The sequence below is a fragment of the Roseobacter phycocola genome (assembly GCF_042055075.2).
Lineage (GTDB): Bacteria > Pseudomonadota > Alphaproteobacteria > Rhodobacterales > Rhodobacteraceae > Roseobacter.
Genome location: NZ_CP194010.1, coordinates 2,320,891 through 2,340,841, shown reverse-complemented (window position 1 = coordinate 2,340,841; position 19,951 = coordinate 2,320,891). Strand labels below are relative to the sequence as shown.

The 19,951-nt window shown below is 58.3% G+C and carries 20 protein-coding genes and 1 tRNA gene; 14 read left to right on the top strand and 7 right to left on the bottom strand.

Annotated elements, in window-relative coordinates; genetic code table 11:
* Positions 1-10 precede the first annotated feature (10 nt).
* On the bottom strand, positions 11-316 hold the full coding sequence (locus AB4K19_RS11535) for a cupin domain-containing protein (RefSeq protein ID WP_375228499.1): 306 nt from the start codon (positions 314-316) through the stop codon (positions 11-13).
* Positions 317-483: 167 nt separating this feature from the next.
* Here AB4K19_RS11535 and AB4K19_RS11530 point away from each other — a divergent pair, with 167 nt between their 5' ends.
* The 4 genes from AB4K19_RS11530 to AB4K19_RS11515 all read left to right on the top strand — a co-directional run bounded on the left by AB4K19_RS11530 (position 484) and on the right by AB4K19_RS11515 (position 4,043).
* The gene (locus AB4K19_RS11530) at positions 484-1,161 is read left to right on the top strand and encodes a GntR family transcriptional regulator (RefSeq protein ID WP_375228498.1); all 678 of its coding nucleotides are present in this window, start codon (positions 484-486) and stop codon (positions 1,159-1,161) included.
* A 79-nt stretch (positions 1,162-1,240) separates the two neighbouring features.
* On the top strand, positions 1,241-2,209 hold the full coding sequence (locus tag AB4K19_RS11525; RefSeq protein ID WP_375228497.1) for a TRAP transporter substrate-binding protein: 969 nt from the start codon (positions 1,241-1,243) through the stop codon (positions 2,207-2,209).
* A gap of 68 nt (positions 2,210-2,277) precedes the next feature.
* On the top strand, positions 2,278-2,763 hold the full coding sequence (locus tag AB4K19_RS11520; protein ID WP_436397634.1) for a TRAP transporter small permease: 486 nt from the start codon (positions 2,278-2,280) through the stop codon (positions 2,761-2,763).
* Positions 2,760-4,043, top strand: a complete 1,284-nt coding sequence (locus AB4K19_RS11515) for a TRAP transporter large permease (RefSeq protein ID WP_375228495.1) — start codon at positions 2,760-2,762, stop codon at positions 4,041-4,043. The genes AB4K19_RS11520 and AB4K19_RS11515 overlap by 4 nt, the downstream gene beginning before the upstream one ends.
* Positions 4,044-4,107: 64 nt before the next feature.
* On the opposite strand, the gene AB4K19_RS11510 is transcribed toward AB4K19_RS11515, so the two are convergent.
* Positions 4,108-4,584: an Lrp/AsnC family transcriptional regulator gene (locus tag AB4K19_RS11510; RefSeq protein ID WP_375228494.1), complete on the bottom strand. Its 477-nt coding sequence runs from the start codon at positions 4,582-4,584 to the stop codon at positions 4,108-4,110.
* 118 nt (positions 4,585-4,702) lie between these two features.
* Between AB4K19_RS11510 and AB4K19_RS11505 the strand changes: the two genes are divergently transcribed.
* Positions 4,703-5,641 carry an aminotransferase class IV gene (locus tag AB4K19_RS11505; protein ID WP_375228493.1) on the top strand — a complete coding sequence of 313 codons (939 nt, stop codon included), beginning with the start codon at positions 4,703-4,705 and terminating at the stop codon, positions 5,639-5,641.
* A gap of 136 nt (positions 5,642-5,777) precedes the next feature.
* On the opposite strand, the gene AB4K19_RS11500 is transcribed toward AB4K19_RS11505, so the two are convergent.
* Positions 5,778-6,482 carry a helix-turn-helix transcriptional regulator gene (locus AB4K19_RS11500; RefSeq protein ID WP_375228492.1) on the bottom strand — a complete coding sequence of 235 codons (705 nt, stop codon included), beginning with the start codon at positions 6,480-6,482 and terminating at the stop codon, positions 5,778-5,780.
* Between the two features lie 107 nt (positions 6,483-6,589).
* On the opposite strand from AB4K19_RS11500, the gene AB4K19_RS11495 reads away from it, so the two are divergent.
* The 7 genes from AB4K19_RS11495 to AB4K19_RS11465 all read left to right on the top strand — a co-directional run bounded on the left by AB4K19_RS11495 (position 6,590) and on the right by AB4K19_RS11465 (position 14,008).
* Positions 6,590-7,027: a VOC family protein gene (locus AB4K19_RS11495; protein ID WP_375228491.1), complete on the top strand. Its 438-nt coding sequence runs from the start codon at positions 6,590-6,592 to the stop codon at positions 7,025-7,027.
* 239 nt (positions 7,028-7,266) lie between these two features.
* A complete protein-coding gene (locus tag AB4K19_RS11490) occupies positions 7,267-7,893 on the top strand; it encodes an NAD(P)-dependent oxidoreductase (protein ID WP_375228490.1) in 627 nt (208 codons plus the stop codon).
* The gene (locus tag AB4K19_RS11485) at positions 7,890-8,366 is read left to right on the top strand and encodes a GNAT family N-acetyltransferase (RefSeq protein ID WP_375228489.1); all 477 of its coding nucleotides are present in this window, start codon (positions 7,890-7,892) and stop codon (positions 8,364-8,366) included. The genes AB4K19_RS11490 and AB4K19_RS11485 overlap by 4 nt, the downstream gene beginning before the upstream one ends.
* A 770-nt stretch (positions 8,367-9,136) precedes the next feature.
* Entirely contained in the window at positions 9,137-9,523 is a 387-nt protein-coding gene (locus AB4K19_RS11480) for an ion channel (RefSeq protein ID WP_375228488.1), read from the top strand.
* 292 nt (positions 9,524-9,815) lie between these two features.
* Positions 9,816-9,890, top strand: a tRNA-Gly gene (locus AB4K19_RS11475).
* Between the two features lie 273 nt (positions 9,891-10,163).
* Positions 10,164-11,975: an ABC transporter transmembrane domain-containing protein gene (locus tag AB4K19_RS11470; RefSeq protein ID WP_436397629.1), complete on the top strand. Its 1,812-nt coding sequence runs from the start codon at positions 10,164-10,166 to the stop codon at positions 11,973-11,975.
* 137 nt (positions 11,976-12,112) lie between these two features.
* A complete protein-coding gene (locus tag AB4K19_RS11465; protein WP_375228487.1) occupies positions 12,113-14,008 on the top strand; it encodes an acyl-CoA synthetase in 1,896 nt (631 codons plus the stop codon).
* On the opposite strand, the gene AB4K19_RS11460 is transcribed toward AB4K19_RS11465, so the two are convergent.
* Positions 14,009-14,845 (bottom strand): alkaline phosphatase family protein, encoded by an 837-nt coding sequence (locus AB4K19_RS11460; protein WP_436397626.1) that lies wholly within the window; start codon positions 14,843-14,845, stop codon positions 14,009-14,011.
* A gap of 319 nt (positions 14,846-15,164) precedes the next feature.
* Here AB4K19_RS11460 and AB4K19_RS11455 point away from each other — a divergent pair, with 319 nt between their 5' ends.
* Complete coding sequence (locus tag AB4K19_RS11455; protein ID WP_436397624.1) at positions 15,165-15,662, top strand: hypothetical protein; 498 nt, start codon at positions 15,165-15,167, stop codon at positions 15,660-15,662.
* Positions 15,663-15,839: 177 nt separating this feature from the next.
* Entirely contained in the window at positions 15,840-16,475 is a 636-nt protein-coding gene (locus AB4K19_RS11450) for a VPLPA-CTERM sorting domain-containing protein (RefSeq protein WP_436397622.1), read from the top strand.
* Between the two features lie 72 nt (positions 16,476-16,547).
* Here AB4K19_RS11450 and AB4K19_RS11445 read toward each other — a convergent pair whose 3' ends face one another.
* Genes AB4K19_RS11445 through AB4K19_RS11435 form a run of 3 tightly spaced genes read right to left on the bottom strand, consistent with a single transcriptional unit; the run spans position 16,548 to position 19,947 of the window.
* Positions 16,548-18,185 (bottom strand): ABC transporter ATP-binding protein, encoded by a 1,638-nt coding sequence (locus AB4K19_RS11445; RefSeq protein ID WP_436397619.1) that lies wholly within the window; start codon positions 18,183-18,185, stop codon positions 16,548-16,550.
* Positions 18,182-18,994 (bottom strand): ABC transporter permease, encoded by an 813-nt coding sequence (locus AB4K19_RS11440; RefSeq protein WP_375228485.1) that lies wholly within the window; start codon positions 18,992-18,994, stop codon positions 18,182-18,184. Before AB4K19_RS11440 ends, AB4K19_RS11445 begins: the two co-directional genes overlap by 4 nt.
* Positions 18,991-19,947 (bottom strand): ABC transporter permease, encoded by a 957-nt coding sequence (locus AB4K19_RS11435; RefSeq protein ID WP_375228484.1) that lies wholly within the window; start codon positions 19,945-19,947, stop codon positions 18,991-18,993. Before AB4K19_RS11435 ends, AB4K19_RS11440 begins: the two co-directional genes overlap by 4 nt.
* Positions 19,948-19,951: the final 4 nt, after the last annotated feature.

Genomic DNA, 19,951 nt, shown 5'->3' with positions numbered 1-19,951 from the left:
ACCTGTGGTGTTAAAGAAAGTCGTCGCGTCGTGGGGTGAAGCAGTCAATCAGCTCACCGTCTTCCAGGCAGACACAGCCATGTTCGGTGTCTGACGGGATGACAAAACTGTCGCCTTCAACGACCGTGCGGGTTTCACCATCCATTGTGAAGTCGAACCGGCCGGACCGGACAAAGGTGGACTGAACATGCGGGTGGTGATGCAGCGCGCCTTCCATTCCGGCCCTGAAGCGGAACGCCACCATCATGAGGTCTGCGTGGTCCGCCAGAACCTGTCGCCTTACGCCGCCATCCACCACCTGTTCTGAAAAAGCCATTGTCGCATCCGTTGCAATTCAAACTGGTATGGTAGTATGGTGAAATAGAGCGATTGGCAACCGCAATCTGGTACTGGCGCTTTTTTGAATATGGCGGCACTACAGGGATACAGGCGAACCGACGCGGCAAAACCAAGTGCCGCACATCCATGGAAAGGCCACCGGCTATGGCGTATTCGATCTCCGCACGACGCACGACAGCGGAAGTCATCTTTGCCCAGCTCCGCGACGAGATCATGTCACTGGAGATCCTGCCGGGCGTGAAACTGTCAGAGGCGGAAGTCGCGACAAAGTTCGGGGTATCACGACAGCCGGTGCGCGAAGCCCTCAACCTTTTGTCGAGCGAAGGGCTGGTTGCGATCCAGCCCCAGAAAGCCACGCGCGTCCGGCGTTTTTCATCCGAAAAAATCGCCGCAGCACGGTTTAAGCGCCTTGCTATTGAAATAGAGGTGATCAAATGCGCCTGTAATTCATGGTCTGACGTCTACCGCCCCGGCTTTGAACGCTCGCTGGAGGCGCAGAACCGGGCTGTTCAGAACAACGACACCCAGGGTTTTCACACGCTGGACGAAGAGTTCCATGCTCTGATGGCCGAAGCCGCGCAGACACCATTCGCGTTCGCAGAAATCAAATCGCAGAAGGCCTATGTGGACCGGATCTGTGTGCTCAGCCTGAAAAATGCCGACGAGATGAGAACGCTTGTTGAGGACCACCACCTGATCTTTGAATACGTCTCCCGGAAAGACGCGCCCGGTGCCGAGGCTGCGCTGCGGGCGCATCTGGCGCGTATTGAAAAGACAATCGAAGCCGTCCGGCAGGCGAAATCCGAATACTTTGAGGACTAGCGAACAGAGCTTTCCCAAATTATCCTTTACTCAAACTTGTATGGTAGTATGGTGATCCTCGTAAAAATGGGAGGACATCATGAAATTCGCATCTATCGTTGCGGCGACTGCCGTCGCACTTTCGATCCCTGTGACCGCCGGCGCCACGGACTGGCGCGGCTGGAACATCCACGTCGAAGAATATCCGAACACCGTCGCGCTGGATCAGTTTGCGGCTGAACTGGCCGAAACAACGGACATCAGGCTGCAGATGTTCCACGGCGGCGTTCTCGGCTCACAGCCGGACGCGATTGAACAGGTCCGCAACGGCGGCATTCAGGTGGGTCAGTTCAACCTTGGACCCATGGGGCCGATCATCCCGACGACTAACGTCGTTTCGCTGCCATTCATCTTCAATGACGTGCCGCACATGTTCCGCGCCATGGATGGCGATGTCGGCAAAATTTTTGAGGAAGCGATGGCGGCAGAAGGCGTTGTGCCGCTTGCGTGGTACGATTCCGGTGCGCGCAGCTTTTACAATTCAGAACGCCCGATCATGACACCTGCGGACGTTGCGGGTCTGAAAGTGCGCGTGATGAACAACGATCTGTTTGTCGACATGATCGCGCAGCTGGGTGGCAACGCGACACCAATGGCTTTTGGCGAAGTGTACCAGTCGCTGAAAACCGGGGTGATTGACGGGGCGGAAAACAATTACCCGTCCTATGAATCGACCGGCCATTTTGAAGTCGCAGGGTTCTATTCGATCTCGCAACACCTGATTATTCCGGAGTGCCTGTGTATCGCGACATCCGCCTGGGAAGCGCTCGATGCGGACACTCAGGCCGCGGTCCGGACAGCCGCACGAAATTCTGCCGAAACACAGCGCAAACTGTGGGCAGAGCGCGAAGCGGTCAGCCGTGCTAAGGTTGAGACGTCGGGGGTGAAAATCAACGACATCGAGAACAAAGCCGCCTTCCAGGAACTGATGACACCGGTCTACGAAAACTTCATTTCGGCAAATCCGGATCTGGCACCGGTCATCGAAGCAATCCAGACGACGGACTGAGGGCATCTCCCACCCCATAACCTGAGGGGCCCCATGGCCCCTCTTTTTTGACGTGAAAGGTGCATGCAATGGCGGCTTGGCAGCGTGGGCTGGATTTTCTGGCGCAATTGGCCTCGGCTTTGGCCAGTGTGATGATCGTGGCGCTGATCGTGATCTTCGGCTGGCTGGTTTATGGACGGTACATCCTGAATGCGACACCAACATGGGTTGAGCAGGCAGCACTGCTGATGGTGGTCTGGATCACCTTTCTGGGGGCGGCGGTCGGCGTGAGACGCGGCACGCATCTGTCTGTGGATTTCATCCGTGACGCCATGCCCGGTCGCTTGCGCCATGCCGCCTTGATTTTCGTGTCACTGGCCCTTCTGTTTTTTGGCGCGATGCTGGCGTGGCAGGGTTATGTCATGTTCGAACGGACGGCGCGGCGCGACATTCCCCTGATCGGCATATCAGAGGGCTGGCGCGCGGTGCCGGTCATTCTGGGCGGGGCTATGATCTTTCTCTTTGCGATGGATGACCTGATCCGCCGCGCGGCCGGCACAGGTTGCGGGACATGAGCCTTCTTCTCCTTTTTGGCGTGTTCTTCATCTGCCTGATCGCGGGCGTGCCCGTCGCCTTTTGCCTTGGCATCGCGGCCTTCGCAGGGTTCATCTACGAAGGGCTGCCGCTCTTCATTGCCACCCAGCGCATTGTCTCCGGCATTTCGATCTTTTCCCTGCTGGCGATCCCGTTCTTTATATTCGCCGGAGAGCTGATGCTGCAGGGGGGCATTGCGGTGCGTCTTGTGCGGCTGGCATCGGCGGCTGTCGGCTGGCTGCGTGGTGGTCTGGGGATCGTGAATGTCACGTCGTCCATGCTGTTTGGCGGCATATCGGGTTCGGCGGTTGCAGACACGTCGGCGCTCGGGTCGATCCTGATGCCGGTGATGAAGGAGAAAGGATATGACGGCGACTACGCGGTGAACGTGACCGTAACATCGTCGGTCGCGGGTGTTGTCATCCCGCCCAGTCATAACATGATCATCTACGCGATCGCTGCTGGCGGACTGCCGATCAGCCAGCTGTTCCTTGCGGGCGTCGTGCCCGGCGTGCTGATGTGTCTGTGCCTTGCTTTTGCAGCCTGGCTGGTTGCGGTGAAACGTGGTTACCCGGCCGAGGACTTCCCGGGCCTTTCGTCTCTTGCGGTCAGTTTCATTGTTGCGCTGCCGGGGCTTATGACGGCTGTCATCATCGTCGGCGGCGTTTTGTCGGGTATCATGACGGTCACGGAATCCGGTGCCTTCGGGGCGATATATGCGATCGTAGTGACGGCGCTGGTCTACCGCGAGCTGACCTGGGACAAGTTCCGGCAAGCGGTTCTGGTGTCGGTCCGCATCACGTCGATGGCGATGATCCTGATTGCCTGCGCGTCGGCCTTTGCCTACCTGCTGACGCTGAATAGGGTGCCGGAGCTTCTGGCCGGTTTTGTGCTGTCCTTCTCGGAATCGAAATTTGTCATTCTGCTGATGCTGAACATGACCTTTCTGGCGCTGGGCATGATCATGGATATGGCCGCTCTTATCCTGATCACAACGCCGATTTTCCTGCCCATCATTCTGGATCTGGGGATGAGCCCCATTCAGTTCGGCATCATCATGATGATGAACCTTGGTCTGGGGCTGACCACACCGCCCGTGGGGGCGTGCCTCTTTGTCGGTTGCGTTGTCGGGAATGAGAAGATGGAGAACGTCGTCAAAACGATCTGGCCGTTCTACCTGGCCATCCTGACCGCATTGATGCTGGTAACCTATATTCCGGCGGTCTCGCTTGGGCTGGGCTGGCTGATCCTGCCGGGCTGAAGAGGCGTCAGGCGTCGCTGACCCGCGCGGAAACGGTTCAGCGTTGGCGGTCTTTTGGCGGGGGTCACCCGTCGCCAAGAGGTATGCGCAGAGAGGCCTTCACGCGGTCTACAACCACCGACGTGGCAAACCGGCGGATGTTGGGGTTTTCGACGAAAACGCGTCTTGAAAAGCGATCATAGTCCTGCATGTCCTTGACCAGAACGATGAGTAAGAAATCTGCCTGTCCGGTGATGTAATAGCACTGCTGTACTTCGTGCAGCGCCTGCATGGAGCGCTTGAATTCATCAAGCAGGTCAACACGTTCACGCTCCAGCTCAACTTCAACCACAAAGGTCATCAGATCGCCCACGGCACCGGGGTCCAGCTGGGCCACCTCTCGTTCGATCACGCCGTTCTGAGAAAGCCGTCTGAGGCGTCGCTGCACGGAAGACCGGGAGGAGCCAACCTGTTCCGCAAGCGCGTCAGCCGACAGCCGGGCATCCTGTTGCAGCGCGTCGAGTATGGCTCTGTCGATCGGGTCGAGCTCTTTGGGCAGCATGTATCACTTTCGTGGATTTCGTGACCGGTTTTGGTCAGTCTTAAAACCATTTTGGCGCCAGAAAGTCAAAGTGCGCAGGTATCCTGCTGCTGTTCCAACAGCAAAAAGGAGGTCCCATATGCAGGCTTCGCAGTTGCAAAACACCTATAAGGATCCGCACCGGTATCCGCACGGCGTGGCGTTCCAGGACGGCCAGTTCATCCCGGTATCTGAAGCAAAAATATCGGTGCTGGACTACGGGTTTCTGCATTCTGACGCCACATATGACACGGTTCACGTCCGGGATGGCGCCTTCTTTCGTCTCGACGATCACATTGACCGGTTTCTGGCCGGCGTTGCACGGCTTCGGATGCAGCTGCCGCTGTCGCGCGCTGAAATCCGCAATCTTCTTCACCATTGCGTTGCTCTGTCCGGACACAGACATGCCTATGTAGAGATGATCTGTACGCGCGGCACCTCTGACACGTTCAGCCGCGATCCCAGAGATGCACGCAACCGGTTTCTGGCGTTTGCGGTGCCCTATGGGTCCGTAGCGAATGACGACCAGATGCGCCGCGGACTGCATGTGTCGCTGGTCGATACTGTACGGATTCCGCCGGAAAGTGTTGATCCGGCGCTCAAAAACTATCACTGGCTTGATCTGATCATGGGGCTCTATGGTGCCTACGACCGCGGCGGCGAAACGGCTCTTCTGCTCGATGCGCAGGGGAGTGTTTCCGAAGGGCCGGGCTTCAATATTTTCGCGGTTTTCAACGGCGCGCTGGTCACGCCGGACAAGGGCGTTCTGCCGGGAATAACACGCCGGACGGTGATGGAAATCTGTGCAGCTGAAGGGATCAATTGCACCGCCGGGCCGCTTTCACCTGATGCGCTTCGGCGGGCGGATGAGGTCTTTGCAACATCCACGGCTGGCGGGGTGATGCCGGTAACAACCATCGACGGTCACCCGGTCGGGAATGGCCGTGTTGGCGAATTAACGATGAAGCTGCAGGATATCTACTGGAGCTGGCATCAGGACCCGCGTTTTAAAATGTCTGTCACGTATCCTGAGGATTAGCGGTTTTTCCGGACAGCCATGCGCGGTTACTTCAGAAGTGCATGACCTCAGGCGGCGCAGGCACGCGTGCCGGGCCCGGTTCATTGCCGCTTGATGCGCTCCAATGCCGCTTTGCGCTGACACGCGCGCCGGTGTTTCACGATCCGTTCTCAAAACGTCTGCGCTCTGCGTCCATCGTACCGCGCCACGCGGCGCGCAGCAGGTCCATGCGCTTTGGAATTTTGTCCTCAAGCACTTCGGCTTCCCTGATCCGCTCTGTCCGGAAGTAACGAAACCCCTCCCGCAGTTCGCACCACGCGGCGATTATCCGGCTGGTCTCCCGGTATCCCAGCAGTATGGGCCAGATCACCCGTCGGGTGTCCCGGCCTGCGTTGTCCGAATAGGTCATGGCGATTTTTCTGCGCTGCCGGATGGCCAGACGGATGGCTGCAGCGCCGAGCACCTCATCTGGCTGATCAACCGGTGCCACGCTGACGACAGTCTCCAGAAATGAGGTGCGGTATTTGTCCGGGGCCACCGCTTCGAGCTTGGTGATCAGTTTCTCCGCAGCCAGTGCCAGCTCAGGCTCGCCCCGGCTCTGCACCCACATGACGCCCAGCGTCACGGCCTCAATCTCGTCCGGTGTGAGCATCAGAGGGGGCATGTGAAAGCCGGATTCCAGAACGTACCCAACGCCGGCTTCACCATTGATTGGCACACCCTGACCGATGAGAGCTGCGACGTCGCGATAGACGGTGCGTTTGGTCACGCCCAGCTCCTCTCCGATGGCCTCAGCTGAGATCGGACCTTTTGCACGCCTCATAATCTCGATGATCTCAAAAAGCCTGTCACCGCGTCTCATGTGCTCTCCTTTCACTGAAAGCAGATCATACTGACACCATGCTGACAACACGCTGTCAGCATGGGTGCGGTAAAAGCACGAAAGTCACAGAATACGGAGACCAGAACATGAGACGATTAACTGCTGTTGCCCTTGCCGCCGCCCTGCCTGCCGCACTCGCCGCTGAAGAGGTGAAGCCCACAAACGCCGCACCGCTTCTGGCGATGGGCGCCTATGTCCCGACCGATGATATGGAAGGGTCCGGGGCTTTCTACCGCACCCTTTTTGAAATTGCCCCGGCCATCGAACTTCCGGATTTCGTGGCGTTTGACGTCGCCGGTGGCTGGTTTGCCATCGTGTCGCGGGAGAAATACGCCCCAGGCTCTGAGCCGGGTTCCGGAGCCGTGCCCTACCTGCAGTCCGCAGATCTTGAAACGCTGCAAAAGCGCGCCGTTGCTGCCGGTGTGGCGGTGCCAGAGATTATTGAGGAGCCGGGGATTCACCTGCTCAAAATGATGGATCCGAATGGTCAGCTGATTGAGTTTTTCAGACTGATGGGCGGGTAGTCTGCGCGACAGCCAAAGCGCGCTGCAAAGGCTTGGCGTGCTGCAAACGGCCTGCCGCGTGACTGTGGCCAGTCACCTGGCCGCTATTGTGCATTCCGGCGCACAACTTTTTGGCGATCAGGCGTAGACGGCGGTTCCCGAACCGGGTTAAGGGGCCGATCTGTTGAAGGAATTGTCTCTTCGTCCGAGGCTGGGTGGAGAGACGTCATACATCGATTCCAAAAAGAATGGAGATAAACTTGAAACTCGTTGTTCTGGGCGCGAACGGGCGGACGGGCAGGCTGGTGCTTGAGGCCGCATTAAAAAAAGAAATAGACGTCACGGCAGTCGTTCGCTCAGCAGACAAAACGCCCGGTACTGAACATGAAAAACTGCAGGTCGCGGTCGGTGATCCCTGCGACTCTGCGTTCCTCGCATCGGTGTTTCGCGGCCATGACGCGGTGATTTCCACGCTGGGCGGTCGGCTGCCGACAAAAGCCGCCACCTCTGTTTATGCCCGATCTGCGGATGCCATCGTGCGCGCTGCGTCCTCAACAGATATCAAACGCATTCTGGTGACCTCAACGGCGTTGCTGTTCCCGGACCAGACGTTCTTGGGAAAAGTACTGCGCGTGGTCGTGCCAAACGTTGTGCGCAGCGCCGGGCACATGGAGGACATCCTGAAGGACTCCGGCCTTGACTGGACTTCGGCCCGCGCCGGGTTCCTGCAGGACAGCGGCGTGGCTGCCTACCGGGCGCAACGAAACGCGTTGCCCGAAAATGGTTCATCCGTCTCAAGGACGGGCCTTGCAAACTTCCTGATCGATGCACTTATGGACCCTGAAACCAAAGGAGCCGCCTACGGCGTGTCGCAGCCGGATCAATGACAAAAATCAGCTTTTCCCGTCTGTCCACGATTCCCGTTGAGGAAATAGCGGCCCACATGTCGGACCCGATACTGGCCGTGCATATGCCCCTGCTCGATGGAAGCTGGGACACTCAGCGCGCTGCAGACTTCGTGGCCATGAAAGAAGCCAGGTGGGCGCAGGATGGCCTGGGTCACTGGGCAATCCTGTCGGATGGCGACTATGTGGGCTGGGGCGGCTTTCAGCGTGAGGGGGCTGACTGGGACTTCGGGCTGGTGCTGAAACCCTCTGCCTTCGGCCTGGGCAACAGGATCACCGCTCAGGCACTGGCCTTCGCGCGCGGCGATGCGCGCATTCCTTCTGTGACGTTCCTTCTTCCGCCGACGCGGAAAAAGCTGGGAGCTCTGAAGCGACTCGGCGCACAGTCAGAGGGCGATGTGACAATCGACGGGGCCCTGTTCCGGAAGTACCGCCTCGCAACCGATGCACCCTGAGCCACCCCGTTGAGGGCGGGTTGGCGAGCGTGGCTTTAAGGTGCGTTGTGCCGGATCATCAACACTGCGAAAATTACCGGGCCGGCGACCAGTTAGCGCGGAGCGGCGACGTCAAACCCGTCGAGCCCAGCCGTAACGCCCGCCGGCGAGAAGGCGAGGTAATTCGCACCTCGTTGCATGCGCTTTTTCCTTTCCCCGATGCAATGCATTTGAAGGTTGTGGTTGTTGTTCTGAATGATGATCGAGACCAGTGGATGTGGTCGGGAGCAGACATTGAAAGAGCGCATTCAAAGGCCGGGATCACAAGGGAACCGCGAAAAAGCATTCCGGCAGGAATTGAACAGTTGTATTGTGGATTGCCGCGACTACAGGGCGACTTAATAGGTTTAGATAGGCACTCAAGGCGGCTGGTTCCCCGCGCTATCTTGATCTTTTTTTGGACGGCTAACTTTGCCGGTTTTTGGCGTGCATTGACCGGTAAAGTGACATGAGGGGCCTTTGCGGTACCGTCACTGAGGATAGAATGACGTCGATGAAAACGGCGCGCAATTCTGTTTGGTTTCGAGAATTCGGCCAATTTGGGCTGCTCACCAGCCTGATCTCCGCATTTGTCCTGCCCTCCTTCTTTGGCAACTCCACTTTTCTGCTGCACCTGCTTTTCATGCTCTCGCTCACATTCGTCCTTCTGATCGTCCTGCCATTCAAGCGTCAGTTTTTCCTGCTCGCACCAATGGTCTCAATAGAGTTTTTTTGCCACAAGTTACCTGATCATGAACGACACAGCCGAAGCACTAATCCTGTTTTATTCGGTGTCCGGCATCTTCTTCGGAACCTTGGTGTTATTATTCGTGATTCAGCTATTCTCACAATCTCGCGTGGACGGCGGTCTTCTGCTGGCGTCGATTAACATCTACTTCGCCTTGGGCGTCACCTTTGCCATGACGTATGGGCTCATCGACCGCGCCGTACCGGGCTCATTCTCTATGCCCATTTTCTCCGACCTCACCCCGAACAGCACCGAGTTCATGTATTTCAGCTTGGTCACCCTCAGCACGCTTGGATATGGCGATATTCTCCCAGTGTCTGACCAAGCACGAACTCTAGCTGCAATCGAAGCCCTGGCAGGACAAGTATACCTTACGATCGCGGTGGCCTGACTGGTTGGCATGCACGTATCCAGATCCGAAAGCACTCGAGGCGATAAGTGATCGATTGGCGCTTAATGTCCCTGTTAACGGGTTTTCTTCAACTTCCAAGGTAATCGATAAAAACCTGAAGAACGACGGCTTTGTCCGCACAGCGGACATTTGTCTGTGAAGGGCAAAAACAGTTCTTCCTTGAATTGTTTTGTTAATACTGGGGAAGATACTGAAGGGCGCGGCTCCTTCACACATAGTGAAATGCTCACTTGACCCCGGAAGAACCATTCAATATTCCGTAAAGCACTGAGCGGGCGTCGTATACTGGCTATTACCTCAGCCTTCCAAGCTGATGAAGCGGGTTCGATTCCCGCCGCCCGCTCCATGCAAACAACTTAAACGACAAGTATAGTGCCTGGCTTAAGTTGTTCCGGATCACAGTTTGCCGTGGCGCAGCGTCGGGCGCTCCAAACCTGTTCTTAATCCGTTCGATACCCGGCATTAAAGCTGTTTTCGTACCAGCCGCGATACGCGGAGGCTGGCAAGTCACAGAGCATCTGCAACACGCTCCTGCGGTCAGACGACGCTGATGACGCCCGGTGGCTTGACGCCCGTAACGCGGCCAGCCAAAAAAGGGCACGTTAACGAAGGACAGAGAATGGCCCGGCCCACACCTCCCGCGCATGGTTTGCCGGGGCAGAATGAAGAGCGCGAAAAATCGAAGCGCATCGGTGCCCTCAAGGCCCTTACACCGTTCCTTTTGCCGTACCGCTGGCTGATGGGCGCCGCGCTTGCCGCGCTTGTTGTGACAGCCATGCTGTCTCTCACTCTGCCCCTGGCCGTGCGGCGGGTGGTTGATAATTTTGACACCAAAAGCGTCCGTGATCTCGATCTGTATTTCGCCGCTGCGCTGGGCATCGCAGCGCTTCTGGCGGTTGGAACCGGGTTACGCTACGCGCTGGTGACCAGGCTGGGCGAAAGGGTGGTGGCCGACATCCGCAAAGCGGTGTTCGACAGGGTTATTGGTATGAGCCCGGCATTTTATGAGAAAACGATGACCGGCGAGGTTCTGAGCCGCATCACGACCGACACAACACTGATCCTTTCTGTTATCGGGTCTTCGGTATCGATTGCCCTGCGCAATCTGCTGATTTTTGCGGGTGGCCTGGTGCTCATGCTGCTGACATCTGCGAAACTGACTGGTCTTGTTCTGCTGATTGTACCTGCGGTGATCGTGCCTATTCTTGTTCTGGGCCGGCGTCTGCGGGTTCTGAGCCGGGAAAATCAGGACTGGATTGCTGCGTCATCCGGTAACGCCTCAGAAGCGCTGGGTGCTGTGCAGACGGTCCAGGCCTTTACCCATGAGGCAGCAAGCCGTTCGCAGTTTGCCACGATGACAGAGCATTCATTTGATGCGGCCCGGCGGCGCGTTTTTACCCGGGCTGTGATGACCGTGATCGTCATTTTCCTTGTCTTCGCCGGGATCGTCGGGGTTCTGTGGATTGGCGCCCGGGATGTCCGGACAGGGGACATGACACAGGGTGCGCTGGTGCAGTTTGTCATCTATGCTGTGATGGTGGCCGGTGGCGTTGCGGCGCTGTCTGAAATCTGGGGCGAACTTCAGCGCGCCGCCGGTGCTACGGAAAGACTGGTGGAACTGCTGCAGACAGAAGACAGCGTCCGCGACAGCGAAAAAACACTTGATCTTTCCCAGCCTGTGCAGGGGCGTATCGCCTTCGAGAACGTGACGTTTACGTATCCGTCACGGCCCGGGGTGAAGGCTTTGGACGGGGTCAGCCTCGACATTGAGCCTGGTGAAACTGTCGCGTTTGTTGGGCCGTCCGGAGCGGGCAAGACAACAGTCATCCAGATGATCCTGCGGTTTTATGATCCCGCATCGGGCCGTATTACGCTCGATGGTATGGACCTGACGGATTTGCGGCGGGATGCGTTCCGCAAGGCCGTGGCGCTTGTGCCTCAGGACCCGGTGATCTTTGCGGCATCAGCTCGGGAAAACATCCGTTTCGGCCGACCGGATGCCACAGATGCAGAGATTGACCAGGCAGCAAAAGCAGCGGCAGCACATGATTTCATTTCCACGCTGCCGGATGGCTATGACAGTTACCTCGGTGAACGAGGTGTCATGCTTTCGGGCGGTCAGAAACAGCGCATTGCGATTGCCCGCGCCATTCTGAGAGATGCTCCCGTGCTGTTGCTCGATGAAGCGACAAGCGCTCTGGATGCTGAGAGTGAGCGTGCTGTTCAGGCGGCCGTAGATCGTCTCAGCGCCGGTCGCACAACGCTCATTGTTGCGCATCGTCTGGCAACTGTGAAAAAGGCGGACAGGATCGTCGTGATGGACGAGGGACGCATTGTTGCGACCGGCCCTCACGACAGACTTGTGGCCGAGGGCGGTCTTTATGCCCGTCTTGCCCGCCTGCAGTTCACGGATGGTATCGCGGCGGAATAAGCCCGTTGCCCGTTTTTACGTGACGTCCCGGCGCCTCTGGTCTGCCTGCAATGGCTTGCAGAAGCCGGTTAAAACCCGCATTTTGCCCGTCAGATAACAAAAATGCCCGGACTTGGGCGCTCTGGGAGGAGAGACTGATGACTTTTGCCGGGATCACGGATCGCGATGCCATTCAGGACGAGATGCCGTGGGCGGACCGCGATCTGCCTGTGACACTTTTTGGTCAGCTGAGCCGGACGGCGGAAAAGTTTCCAAACCATAATGCGGTCAGCTATCAGATTTTTTCGGGGCCGAAAGACAAAGCGGAGACGATTTCCTGGTCGGACCTTCTTGGCAAAACGACGCAGGCTGCAAATCTCTTCCGGTCGCTGGGTGTCGGTGAAAAAGACGTCGTCGCCTATATCCTGCCCAACGCCAATGAGACCGTCTTTGCGCTGCTGGGCGGTGCCGTTGCAGGCATTGTGAACCCGATCAACCCGCTCCTTGATGCCGAGCAGATCGGTTCGATCCTGCGCGAGACAGGTGCAAAGGTTGTTGTCACGCTCCGTCCGTTCCCCAAGACGGACGTGGCGGACAAAGCGGCTGAAGCCGTGGCACTTGCGCCGGGTGTTGAAACTGTTCTTGAGGTCGATCTGCTGCGGTATCTGACACCGCCGAAGTCCTGGATCGTCCCGCTGATCCGTCCCAAGCGCACGGTGCAGAACCAGGCCAGGTACATGGACTTCATGGCCGAAATGGCAAAGCAGCCGACATCGCTGACCTTTGAGGACAAGCAGGAAGACCGTGTCGCGTGTTACTTCCATACCGGGGGTACCACGGGCATGCCAAAGGTCGCCCAGCACCGCTATTCCGGGATGATTTACAACGGCTGGCTGGGGGCGAGACTGCTCTTTTCGGCTGAAGATACGATCATCTGCCCACTGCCGCTGTTCCACGTTTTCGCCTGCCACGTTATCCTGATGGCGGCGGTCACCTCGGGGGCGCATGTGGTGTTCCCGACACCGCAGGGATACCGCGGTGAGGGCGTGATGGACAATTTCTGGAAGCTCGTCGAGCGCTGGAAAGTGTCATTTATCATCACAGTGCCCACGGCGATCTCTGCGAAAATGCAGCGTCCGATTGATGCCGATGTCAGCTCTGTCAAAACGGCGTTCTCGGGATCAGCGCCGCTGCCGCTCGAACTCTTCCGCCGCTTTGAGAAGGCCACAGGCGTGACGCTGGTGGAGGGCTATGGCCTGACTGAGGCGACCTGCCTCGTCTCCTGCAACCCCACGGATGGCGAAAAGAAGGTCGGCAGCATCGGTATTCCGCTGCCCTATTGCGACGTGCGCATTTACAAGGGCACGCCGGATGGCCCGGTTGAGGCGGAAACCGATGAAATCGGGGAAATCTGTGTGGCCAATCCTGGGGTCTACGTTGGCAATACTTATACTGAGACCGACAAGAACGCTGATCTCTATTTCGGGAACCACCTGCGGACAGGTGATCTCGGACGGGTGGATGCCGACGGCTATGTCTGGATCACCGGAAGGGCCAAGGACCTCATTATTCGCGGCGGGCACAACATTGATCCTGCGGAAATTGAAGAAGCGCTGCTGCACCACGAAGCGGTGGCATTCGCGGGCGCCATCGGCCAGCCGGATGCGCATTCCGGCGAAGTGCCCTGCGCCTTTGTGGAACTGGTTGAAGGTGCCAGTGTCAGCGAAGAAGAGCTTTTGTCCTTCTGTAAGGGACACGTGCATGAACGGGCCGCACAGCCCAAACACATGACCATTATGCCTGAGCTGCCGAAGACAGCGGTGGGCAAAATCTTCAAGCCCGACCTCCGGAAGAATGCGATCACCCGTGTTTACAATGGCGCGCTTGAAAAGGCTGGTGTGGCTGCGCGCGTTGTCTCTGTTACGGACGACAAAAAGCGGGGCCTTGTTGCACAGATTGACCCCAATGGGGCCAGCGTGGAAGCCATCGGAGCGGTGCTGGGCGATTTTGTACGGCCGTGGGAGCTCGCAAACACAGCCGTGGATGCAGCCTGATCAGGTCAGGAATGATGCAGCACGCATCGTGTCCGGGACCGGTGCGCCGAGACGCTTCAGGATCGTAGGGGCCAGCTGCAGCTGGTCCAGCACGGTGTCCTCTGCAGGCCCCTCGGCATCACCGAAATAGTAGAGGGCAGCATCCTGCTGCAGCGGGTCACGCCCGCCATGATGCCCGCGCGCGTCCTGGCCGTGATCTGCGGTCACCATGATCTCATAACTTGCTCTGCGCCAGCGGTGGATGAAGGGGGCCAGCATCTCATCCATCGCAAAACAGGCATCATCCATTTCCTGACATTCGTGAAAGAAACGGTGCCCCATGCTGTCCAGTGTGCAGGTGTGCAGCATGCCGTAGTCCAGCGCGTGGCGCTCGCAGAGGCGTGTCAGGGTCGCAAATAGATCGACATCTGAGGGCGTCATCTGATTGCGGAGATTGTATCCGGTCATCGTGTGAAATCTGCCGTGGCAGATGGTGTCGCTGTCCGGCTCATCGTATTCGATGTCACGTACCAGATCGAAGGGGGCGCGATTAAAGAACTCGGACCAGAAGGAATGCGCAACCGCGCCGGTCACGCCACCTGCCGCGCGCACCTGAGAGAAGATATCGGGATGAGACAGACGAAAGACGTTGCCATTGCCGGTGCATCCGTGCTCGGCTGGGACGACACCGGTGTGTATCGACGCATAACAGCTGGCTGAGATCGACGGGATCACCGAGCGGATTTTCCAGACCCGGGCTTCGCCGGTGTCGACCCAGCCTTCGAGGTTTCCGAAAAGCCGGCGCCAGTTCCGCCATGGCACCCCGTCCAGAATGATCAGAAGCAGTCTGTTGTTCATGGCCGCGGTCTCCCCGTTTCGGGGCCATGTGGCGCCAACTGCGCAGCCGGCGCAAGAATAAATGCGTCATGCAGGCGGCTCAGAAACGACGGACTGCAACTCGGGTGTGCCGCGGCTCTGGTCGCATAGCTTGTGCAAAACGAGCGCCGGCGCAGAGAACCCCATGGCATGCGTTGTTGCAGGCGCGATTTTTTGTCTGTGGGCGATGCTGGTCCGCGCCAAAGACACAGGAATGTGAGCGCCTGTTACCGATGTGCGTTTGCGGTGCCGCACCTCGCGGGGGCATGGTACAGCCGGGCCAGACCGGAAAGGACGCGCCATGGGCAAACCGCGCAACAAACGCAAGGCACAGCAGAAATCGAAGCAGCAACAGACCGTACCCGTTTCCGAAAACCCGACGCGTCGTGACATGCTCCGGTTCGTTCGCAATGGGGCAGGGGTTCTGGCACTTGCCGGTGGCGGCGGGTATTTCGCCCTGGGTTCTTACCGCGCTTATGCTGCAGAGCACGACCTTGGCCGCATCGGGCAGGGCAAGCCCACCGTCGTTCAGGTGCATGATCCGCAATGCCCGACCTGCACTGCGCTGCAGAAACAGACCCGCAAGGCGCTGCGCGCGTTCGGGGAGTGCGATCTGGTTTATCTGATAGCTGATATCAAGACGCCGGATGGGCAGAGGTTTGCGGTCGAGCACGGTGTCCCGCATGTAACCCTTCTTCTGTTTGACGCTGACGGACGCCGGGTCGAAACACTGTCCGGAATGCACAGCAGCGATCAGTTGCTGCCTGTCTTCCGCTCACACCAGGCGGTTTCCGGCTGACATCCGCACGCGCCGTTAAGGCGTTGATTTTCCGTATTTTTCGGCTGTCCCCGAAGACTGTGCCAGAATCCTGAGTTGGCATCTCGGCGCATTCCCGCATAACGGGAAATCAGAGCCTCTTCAGACACAGGACATGTACTACCCTGGGTTGGTAAAGATTCTGATGGAGGTGGTGACATGAACAGGTTTTTTACAGCTTTCGCTCTTACTTTGGTGTGTGGGCATGCGTCAGCAGCAACAATCACATCGTATACGGACCGCGCATTGTTCGAGGCCGCGCTGACCGGTCAGGTGGAGATCGAAGACTTCTCGTCTGTGGCAGCAGACGATTCCTTTGCAGCGGGGTCCGCTACAGTAGGAGGGCTGACCGTCTCAGCAGAAGGGGATGGTTTCGGGCTTTATAACCTGATTGATGTTCCGGCCGTTTTTCCCGAAGTGGACCTGAACGGAACAACTGTGCTGAATTTCTTCACGCTTGACGGGGCGAATGCGTCGATATCCTTCGATGAACCGGTTTTTGCGTTTGGTGCGGATTTCTTCAATTTCAACGACGATTTCCTGCGCACGCAGATCGGCGTGCTGAGGCAACTGATCGCCCCGCCGCCAACCGATGACGATACGCCGACGTTCTTTGGGATTCTCTCAACCGAGGCTTTCGACAGGGTGGATTTTGTCGGGCTGGCCAACGACGTATTCGGCGTCGACAATGTGACAACCGCTGACAGTCCGTCGGTTGTGCCGCTTCCCGCGTCTTTCCCAATGCTGATTGTGGGGTTGGGTGGACTGCTCCTCATTCAGCGCAGGCGGCGCTGAGCCGTCGGGAGGGAGGGGAGAAGCCCCGGCGCCGCGGCGCGGGGGCTTTTTCTGGCCTTCAGGCAAAGGCCTTCAGTTGCCAGCGCTTTCCATTTTGCGGCTGGCGATGACCTGTTCCAGCCAGCCGAGCTTCATCTCGGGCACCGAACTCAGCAACAGGTCCGTATAGTCGTCAAAGGGCGGGCTCAGCACCTCTGACTTGGGCCCGTACCGGACGACTTCACCCTGGAACATCACAGCAATACTGTCCGCAATCGCACGCACTGTTGCCAGGTCATGTGTGATGAACAGATAGGCGACGTCCTCAATTTTCTGCAGGTTGAGGAGCAGTTTGAGGATGCCATCAGCCACCAGAGGGTCGAGCGCCGATGTGACCTCGTCGCAGATGATCAGTTTGGGTTTCGCGGCCAGCGCCCGCGCAATGCATACCCGCTGCTTCTGACCACCGGACAGCTCCGCAGGGTAGCGGTCCTGGAAACCTTCGCCCAGCTCGATCTCGTCCAGCAGTTCCTGGATACGCTTCTGTTTCTCAGCGCCCTTGAGGCCGAAATAAAACTCCAGCGGCCGTCCGATGATGGTGCCGACCGTCTGACGCGGATTCATGGCCGTGTCCGCCATCTGATAGATCATTTGCAACTCGCGCAGGTCGTCAATCGGCCGCGTGGGCATGTCAGGCGTCAGGGTGCGTCCATCAAAGGTGATCTTGCCTGCAGACGGCGGCAGCAAGCCGGTAATGACGCGTGCAAGCGTGGACTTGCCGGAACCGGATTCGCCGACAACCGCAAGGGTCTGGCCCGGATGCAGATCGACGTTGATGTTCTTGAGAACATCAAAGTTCGTGCCTTTGTAGCGGGCGGTTATACCCTCCACCTTCAGCACCGGATCGGGCGATGGCTTTTTCTCTTCGTGCTCGATGGAGCGGACTGAGACCAGCGCTTTGGTGTAGTCTTCGCGCGGGGCGTTGATGATCTGGTCCACGGTACCGTATTCGACCATATCCCCCATGCGCAGCACCATGATATGATCGCTCACCTGGGCCACCACGGCGAGGTCATGCGTGATGTAGAGTGCAGCGACACCGGTATCGCGGATTGCTTCCTTGATCGCGGCCAGCACGTCGATCTGGGTCGTCACGTCCAGCGCAGTGGTCGGTTCGTCAAAGACCACAAGGTCCGGCTCGGGGCAGAGTGCCAGGGCCGTCATACACCGCTGTAACTGTCCGCCCGATACCTGGTGGGGGTACCGCTGACCGATGTTGTCCGGATCCGGCAGGCCCAGTTTACGAAAGAGTGTGACGGCGCGTTCCTCGGCCTCGGCCTTTGAGAACTTCCCCTGGAAAACGGCCGCTTCGGTCACCTGTTCCATGATCTTTTTGGCCGGGTTGAAAGACGCCGCTGCGGACTGGGACACATAGGTTACTTCCGCGCCGCGCAGACGGCGCACGTCGCGGATACCCGACTGCAGGATATCACGGCCGTTGACCTCGACTGTACCGCCGGTGATTTCCACTCCGCCGCGCCCGTAGGCCATGGAGGCAAGACCAATGGTTGATTTGCCCGCACCGGATTCACCGATCAGCCCAAGCACCTTACCCGGCTGCAGATCGAAATCGGCGCCATGTACGATTTCGATGTCGCGGGATTTTTCGCCGGGCGGATAGATCGTGGCTCCGATCTTGAGGCCGCGGACTTTGAGAAGCGGTTCGGTCATCCCCGGCCTCCTTTCAGCGATGTGGTCCGGTTCAGGACCCAGTCCGCCACCAGGTTGATGGAAATGCACAGCACCGCGATCGCAAAGGCGGGATACAGTGCTGCGGCAATGCCGTAGTTGATGCCTTCCTTGTTCTCTTTCACGATGCCGCCCCAGTCCGCCTGCGGTGGCTGCACGCCGAGCCCGAGGAAGGACAGGGTGGAAACAAAGAGCACGGCAAAGATGAACCGCAGGCCCATCTCAGCAATCAGCGGCGACAGGGCGTTGGGCAGGATCTCGCGGAAGATGATCCAGGCGGTCTTTTCGCCGCGAAGGCGGGCGGCCTCGACGTAGTCCATCACCGTGATATCCACGGCAACGGCACGCGCCAGACGGTACACCCGGGTACTGTCCAGAAGACCCATCAAAACGATCAGAATGGTGACTGTGGTCGGCATGACCGACAGAACGACAAGGGCAAAGATCAGCGACGGGATCGACATGATCAGATCGACAAACCGCGAGATTGCCTGGTCAATCCAGCCGCCGGAGACGGCCGCAAAGAATCCCAGAACGGAGCCCGTGATAAAGCTCAGCGCCGTTGCGGCGGTTGCAATAAAGATCGTGGTCTGGCCGCCGTAGATCATGCGGCTGAGCAGATCGCGGCCGATGCTGTCGGTGCCCAGCATGAACCTGTCAGAGGGTGGTTCCCACACATCGCCAACCACTTCGGCAAAGCCGTAGGGGGCAATAAGCGGAGCAAAGATGGCCATGGCAAAGAACAGACCGGTGAAGAAAAGGCCGATAAGGGCTGCAAGAGGTATTCTCATTTCGGATGCCTCAGCCTTGGATTTGCAAGGATCGACACGATGTCCGCGACGAGGTTCAGGCCAATATAGACAGCCGCAAAGATCAGGCCGCAGGCCTGCACCACGGGGATGTCCCGTTTGGCCACGTGATCCACCAGGTACTGGCCCATGCCCGGATAGGCAAAGACCACCTCGACCACCACAACGCCGACAACCAGGTAGGCCAGGTTGATCATAACGACGTTCACGATGGGGGCGATCGCATTGGGAAAGGCATGTTTGCGGATGATCCTGAGCATTGGCATGCCCTTGAGTTCAGCCGTTTCGATATAGGCAGACTGCATCACGTTCAGGATCGCGGCGCGTGTCATGCGCATCATATGCGCCAGAACCACAAGGGTCAGCACCATCACAGGGATGGCGATTGCGTTGAGTTTTTGCCCCAGGCTCATGGATTCATTGATGATGGCCACTGACGAAAACCAGCCGAACTGGATCGAAATCCAGTAGATCAGAACGTAACCGATCATGAATTCGGGGATGGAGATCGTGGTCAGCGTGATGCCTGAAATCAGCTTGTCGGGCCAGCGGTCCTTGTAGCGGACGGCAAGCAGGCCGAGGAAAATCGCCAGCGGCACCGAAATGGCGGCGGCCCAGAAGGCGAGGAAAAGCGTGTTCGAAAGGCGGACGCCAAGGCTTTCGGCGATGTCGCGGCCGTTGGTCAGTGCGGTGCCGAGATCGCCCTGAAGGATCCCGCCCAGCCATGCAAAATAGCGGGTCAGCGGTGGATCATTGAGACCAAGCTCGCTGCGCAGGTTCTCCAGCGCTTCGGGTGTGGCGGACTGGCCAAGGATCTGTTGTGCAACGTCGCCGGGCAGAATGGAGGTGCCGGCGAAAATCAGAACAGAAGCAGCGATGAGCAGAATGAGGCTCAGCGCTAAGCGCTGAGCCAGAAGTTTGAGGATCGGGTGCATCTCT

Excerpts from the sequence above, each read along its gene's own strand:
- AB4K19_RS11535 (WP_375228499.1), bottom strand. The coding sequence starts at position 316 with ATGGCTTTTTCAGAACAGGTGGTGGATGGCGGCGTAAGGCGACAGGTT.
- AB4K19_RS11530 (WP_375228498.1), top strand. The coding sequence starts at position 484 with ATGGCGTATTCGATCTCCGCACGACGCACGACAGCGGAAGTCATCTTT.
- AB4K19_RS11525 (WP_375228497.1), top strand. The coding sequence starts at position 1,241 with ATGAAATTCGCATCTATCGTTGCGGCGACTGCCGTCGCACTTTCGATC.
- AB4K19_RS11520 (WP_436397634.1), top strand. The coding sequence starts at position 2,278 with ATGGCGGCTTGGCAGCGTGGGCTGGATTTTCTGGCGCAATTGGCCTCG.
- AB4K19_RS11515 (WP_375228495.1), top strand. The coding sequence starts at position 2,760 with ATGAGCCTTCTTCTCCTTTTTGGCGTGTTCTTCATCTGCCTGATCGCG.
- AB4K19_RS11510 (WP_375228494.1), bottom strand. The coding sequence starts at position 4,584 with ATGCTGCCCAAAGAGCTCGACCCGATCGACAGAGCCATACTCGACGCG.
- AB4K19_RS11505 (WP_375228493.1), top strand. The coding sequence starts at position 4,703 with ATGCAGGCTTCGCAGTTGCAAAACACCTATAAGGATCCGCACCGGTAT.
- AB4K19_RS11500 (WP_375228492.1), bottom strand. The coding sequence starts at position 6,482 with ATGAGACGCGGTGACAGGCTTTTTGAGATCATCGAGATTATGAGGCGT.
- AB4K19_RS11495 (WP_375228491.1), top strand. The coding sequence starts at position 6,590 with ATGAGACGATTAACTGCTGTTGCCCTTGCCGCCGCCCTGCCTGCCGCA.
- AB4K19_RS11485 (WP_375228489.1), top strand. The coding sequence starts at position 7,890 with ATGACAAAAATCAGCTTTTCCCGTCTGTCCACGATTCCCGTTGAGGAA.
- AB4K19_RS11480 (WP_375228488.1), top strand. The coding sequence starts at position 9,137 with ATGAACGACACAGCCGAAGCACTAATCCTGTTTTATTCGGTGTCCGGC.
- AB4K19_RS11470 (WP_436397629.1), top strand. The coding sequence starts at position 10,164 with ATGGCCCGGCCCACACCTCCCGCGCATGGTTTGCCGGGGCAGAATGAA.
- AB4K19_RS11465 (WP_375228487.1), top strand. The coding sequence starts at position 12,113 with ATGACTTTTGCCGGGATCACGGATCGCGATGCCATTCAGGACGAGATG.
- AB4K19_RS11460 (WP_436397626.1), bottom strand. The coding sequence starts at position 14,845 with ATGAACAACAGACTGCTTCTGATCATTCTGGACGGGGTGCCATGGCGG.
- AB4K19_RS11455 (WP_436397624.1), top strand. The coding sequence starts at position 15,165 with ATGGGCAAACCGCGCAACAAACGCAAGGCACAGCAGAAATCGAAGCAG.
- AB4K19_RS11450 (WP_436397622.1), top strand. The coding sequence starts at position 15,840 with ATGAACAGGTTTTTTACAGCTTTCGCTCTTACTTTGGTGTGTGGGCAT.
- AB4K19_RS11445 (WP_436397619.1), bottom strand. The coding sequence starts at position 18,185 with ATGACCGAACCGCTTCTCAAAGTCCGCGGCCTCAAGATCGGAGCCACG.
- AB4K19_RS11440 (WP_375228485.1), bottom strand. The coding sequence starts at position 18,994 with ATGAGAATACCTCTTGCAGCCCTTATCGGCCTTTTCTTCACCGGTCTG.
- AB4K19_RS11435 (WP_375228484.1), bottom strand. The coding sequence starts at position 19,947 with ATGCACCCGATCCTCAAACTTCTGGCTCAGCGCTTAGCGCTGAGCCTC.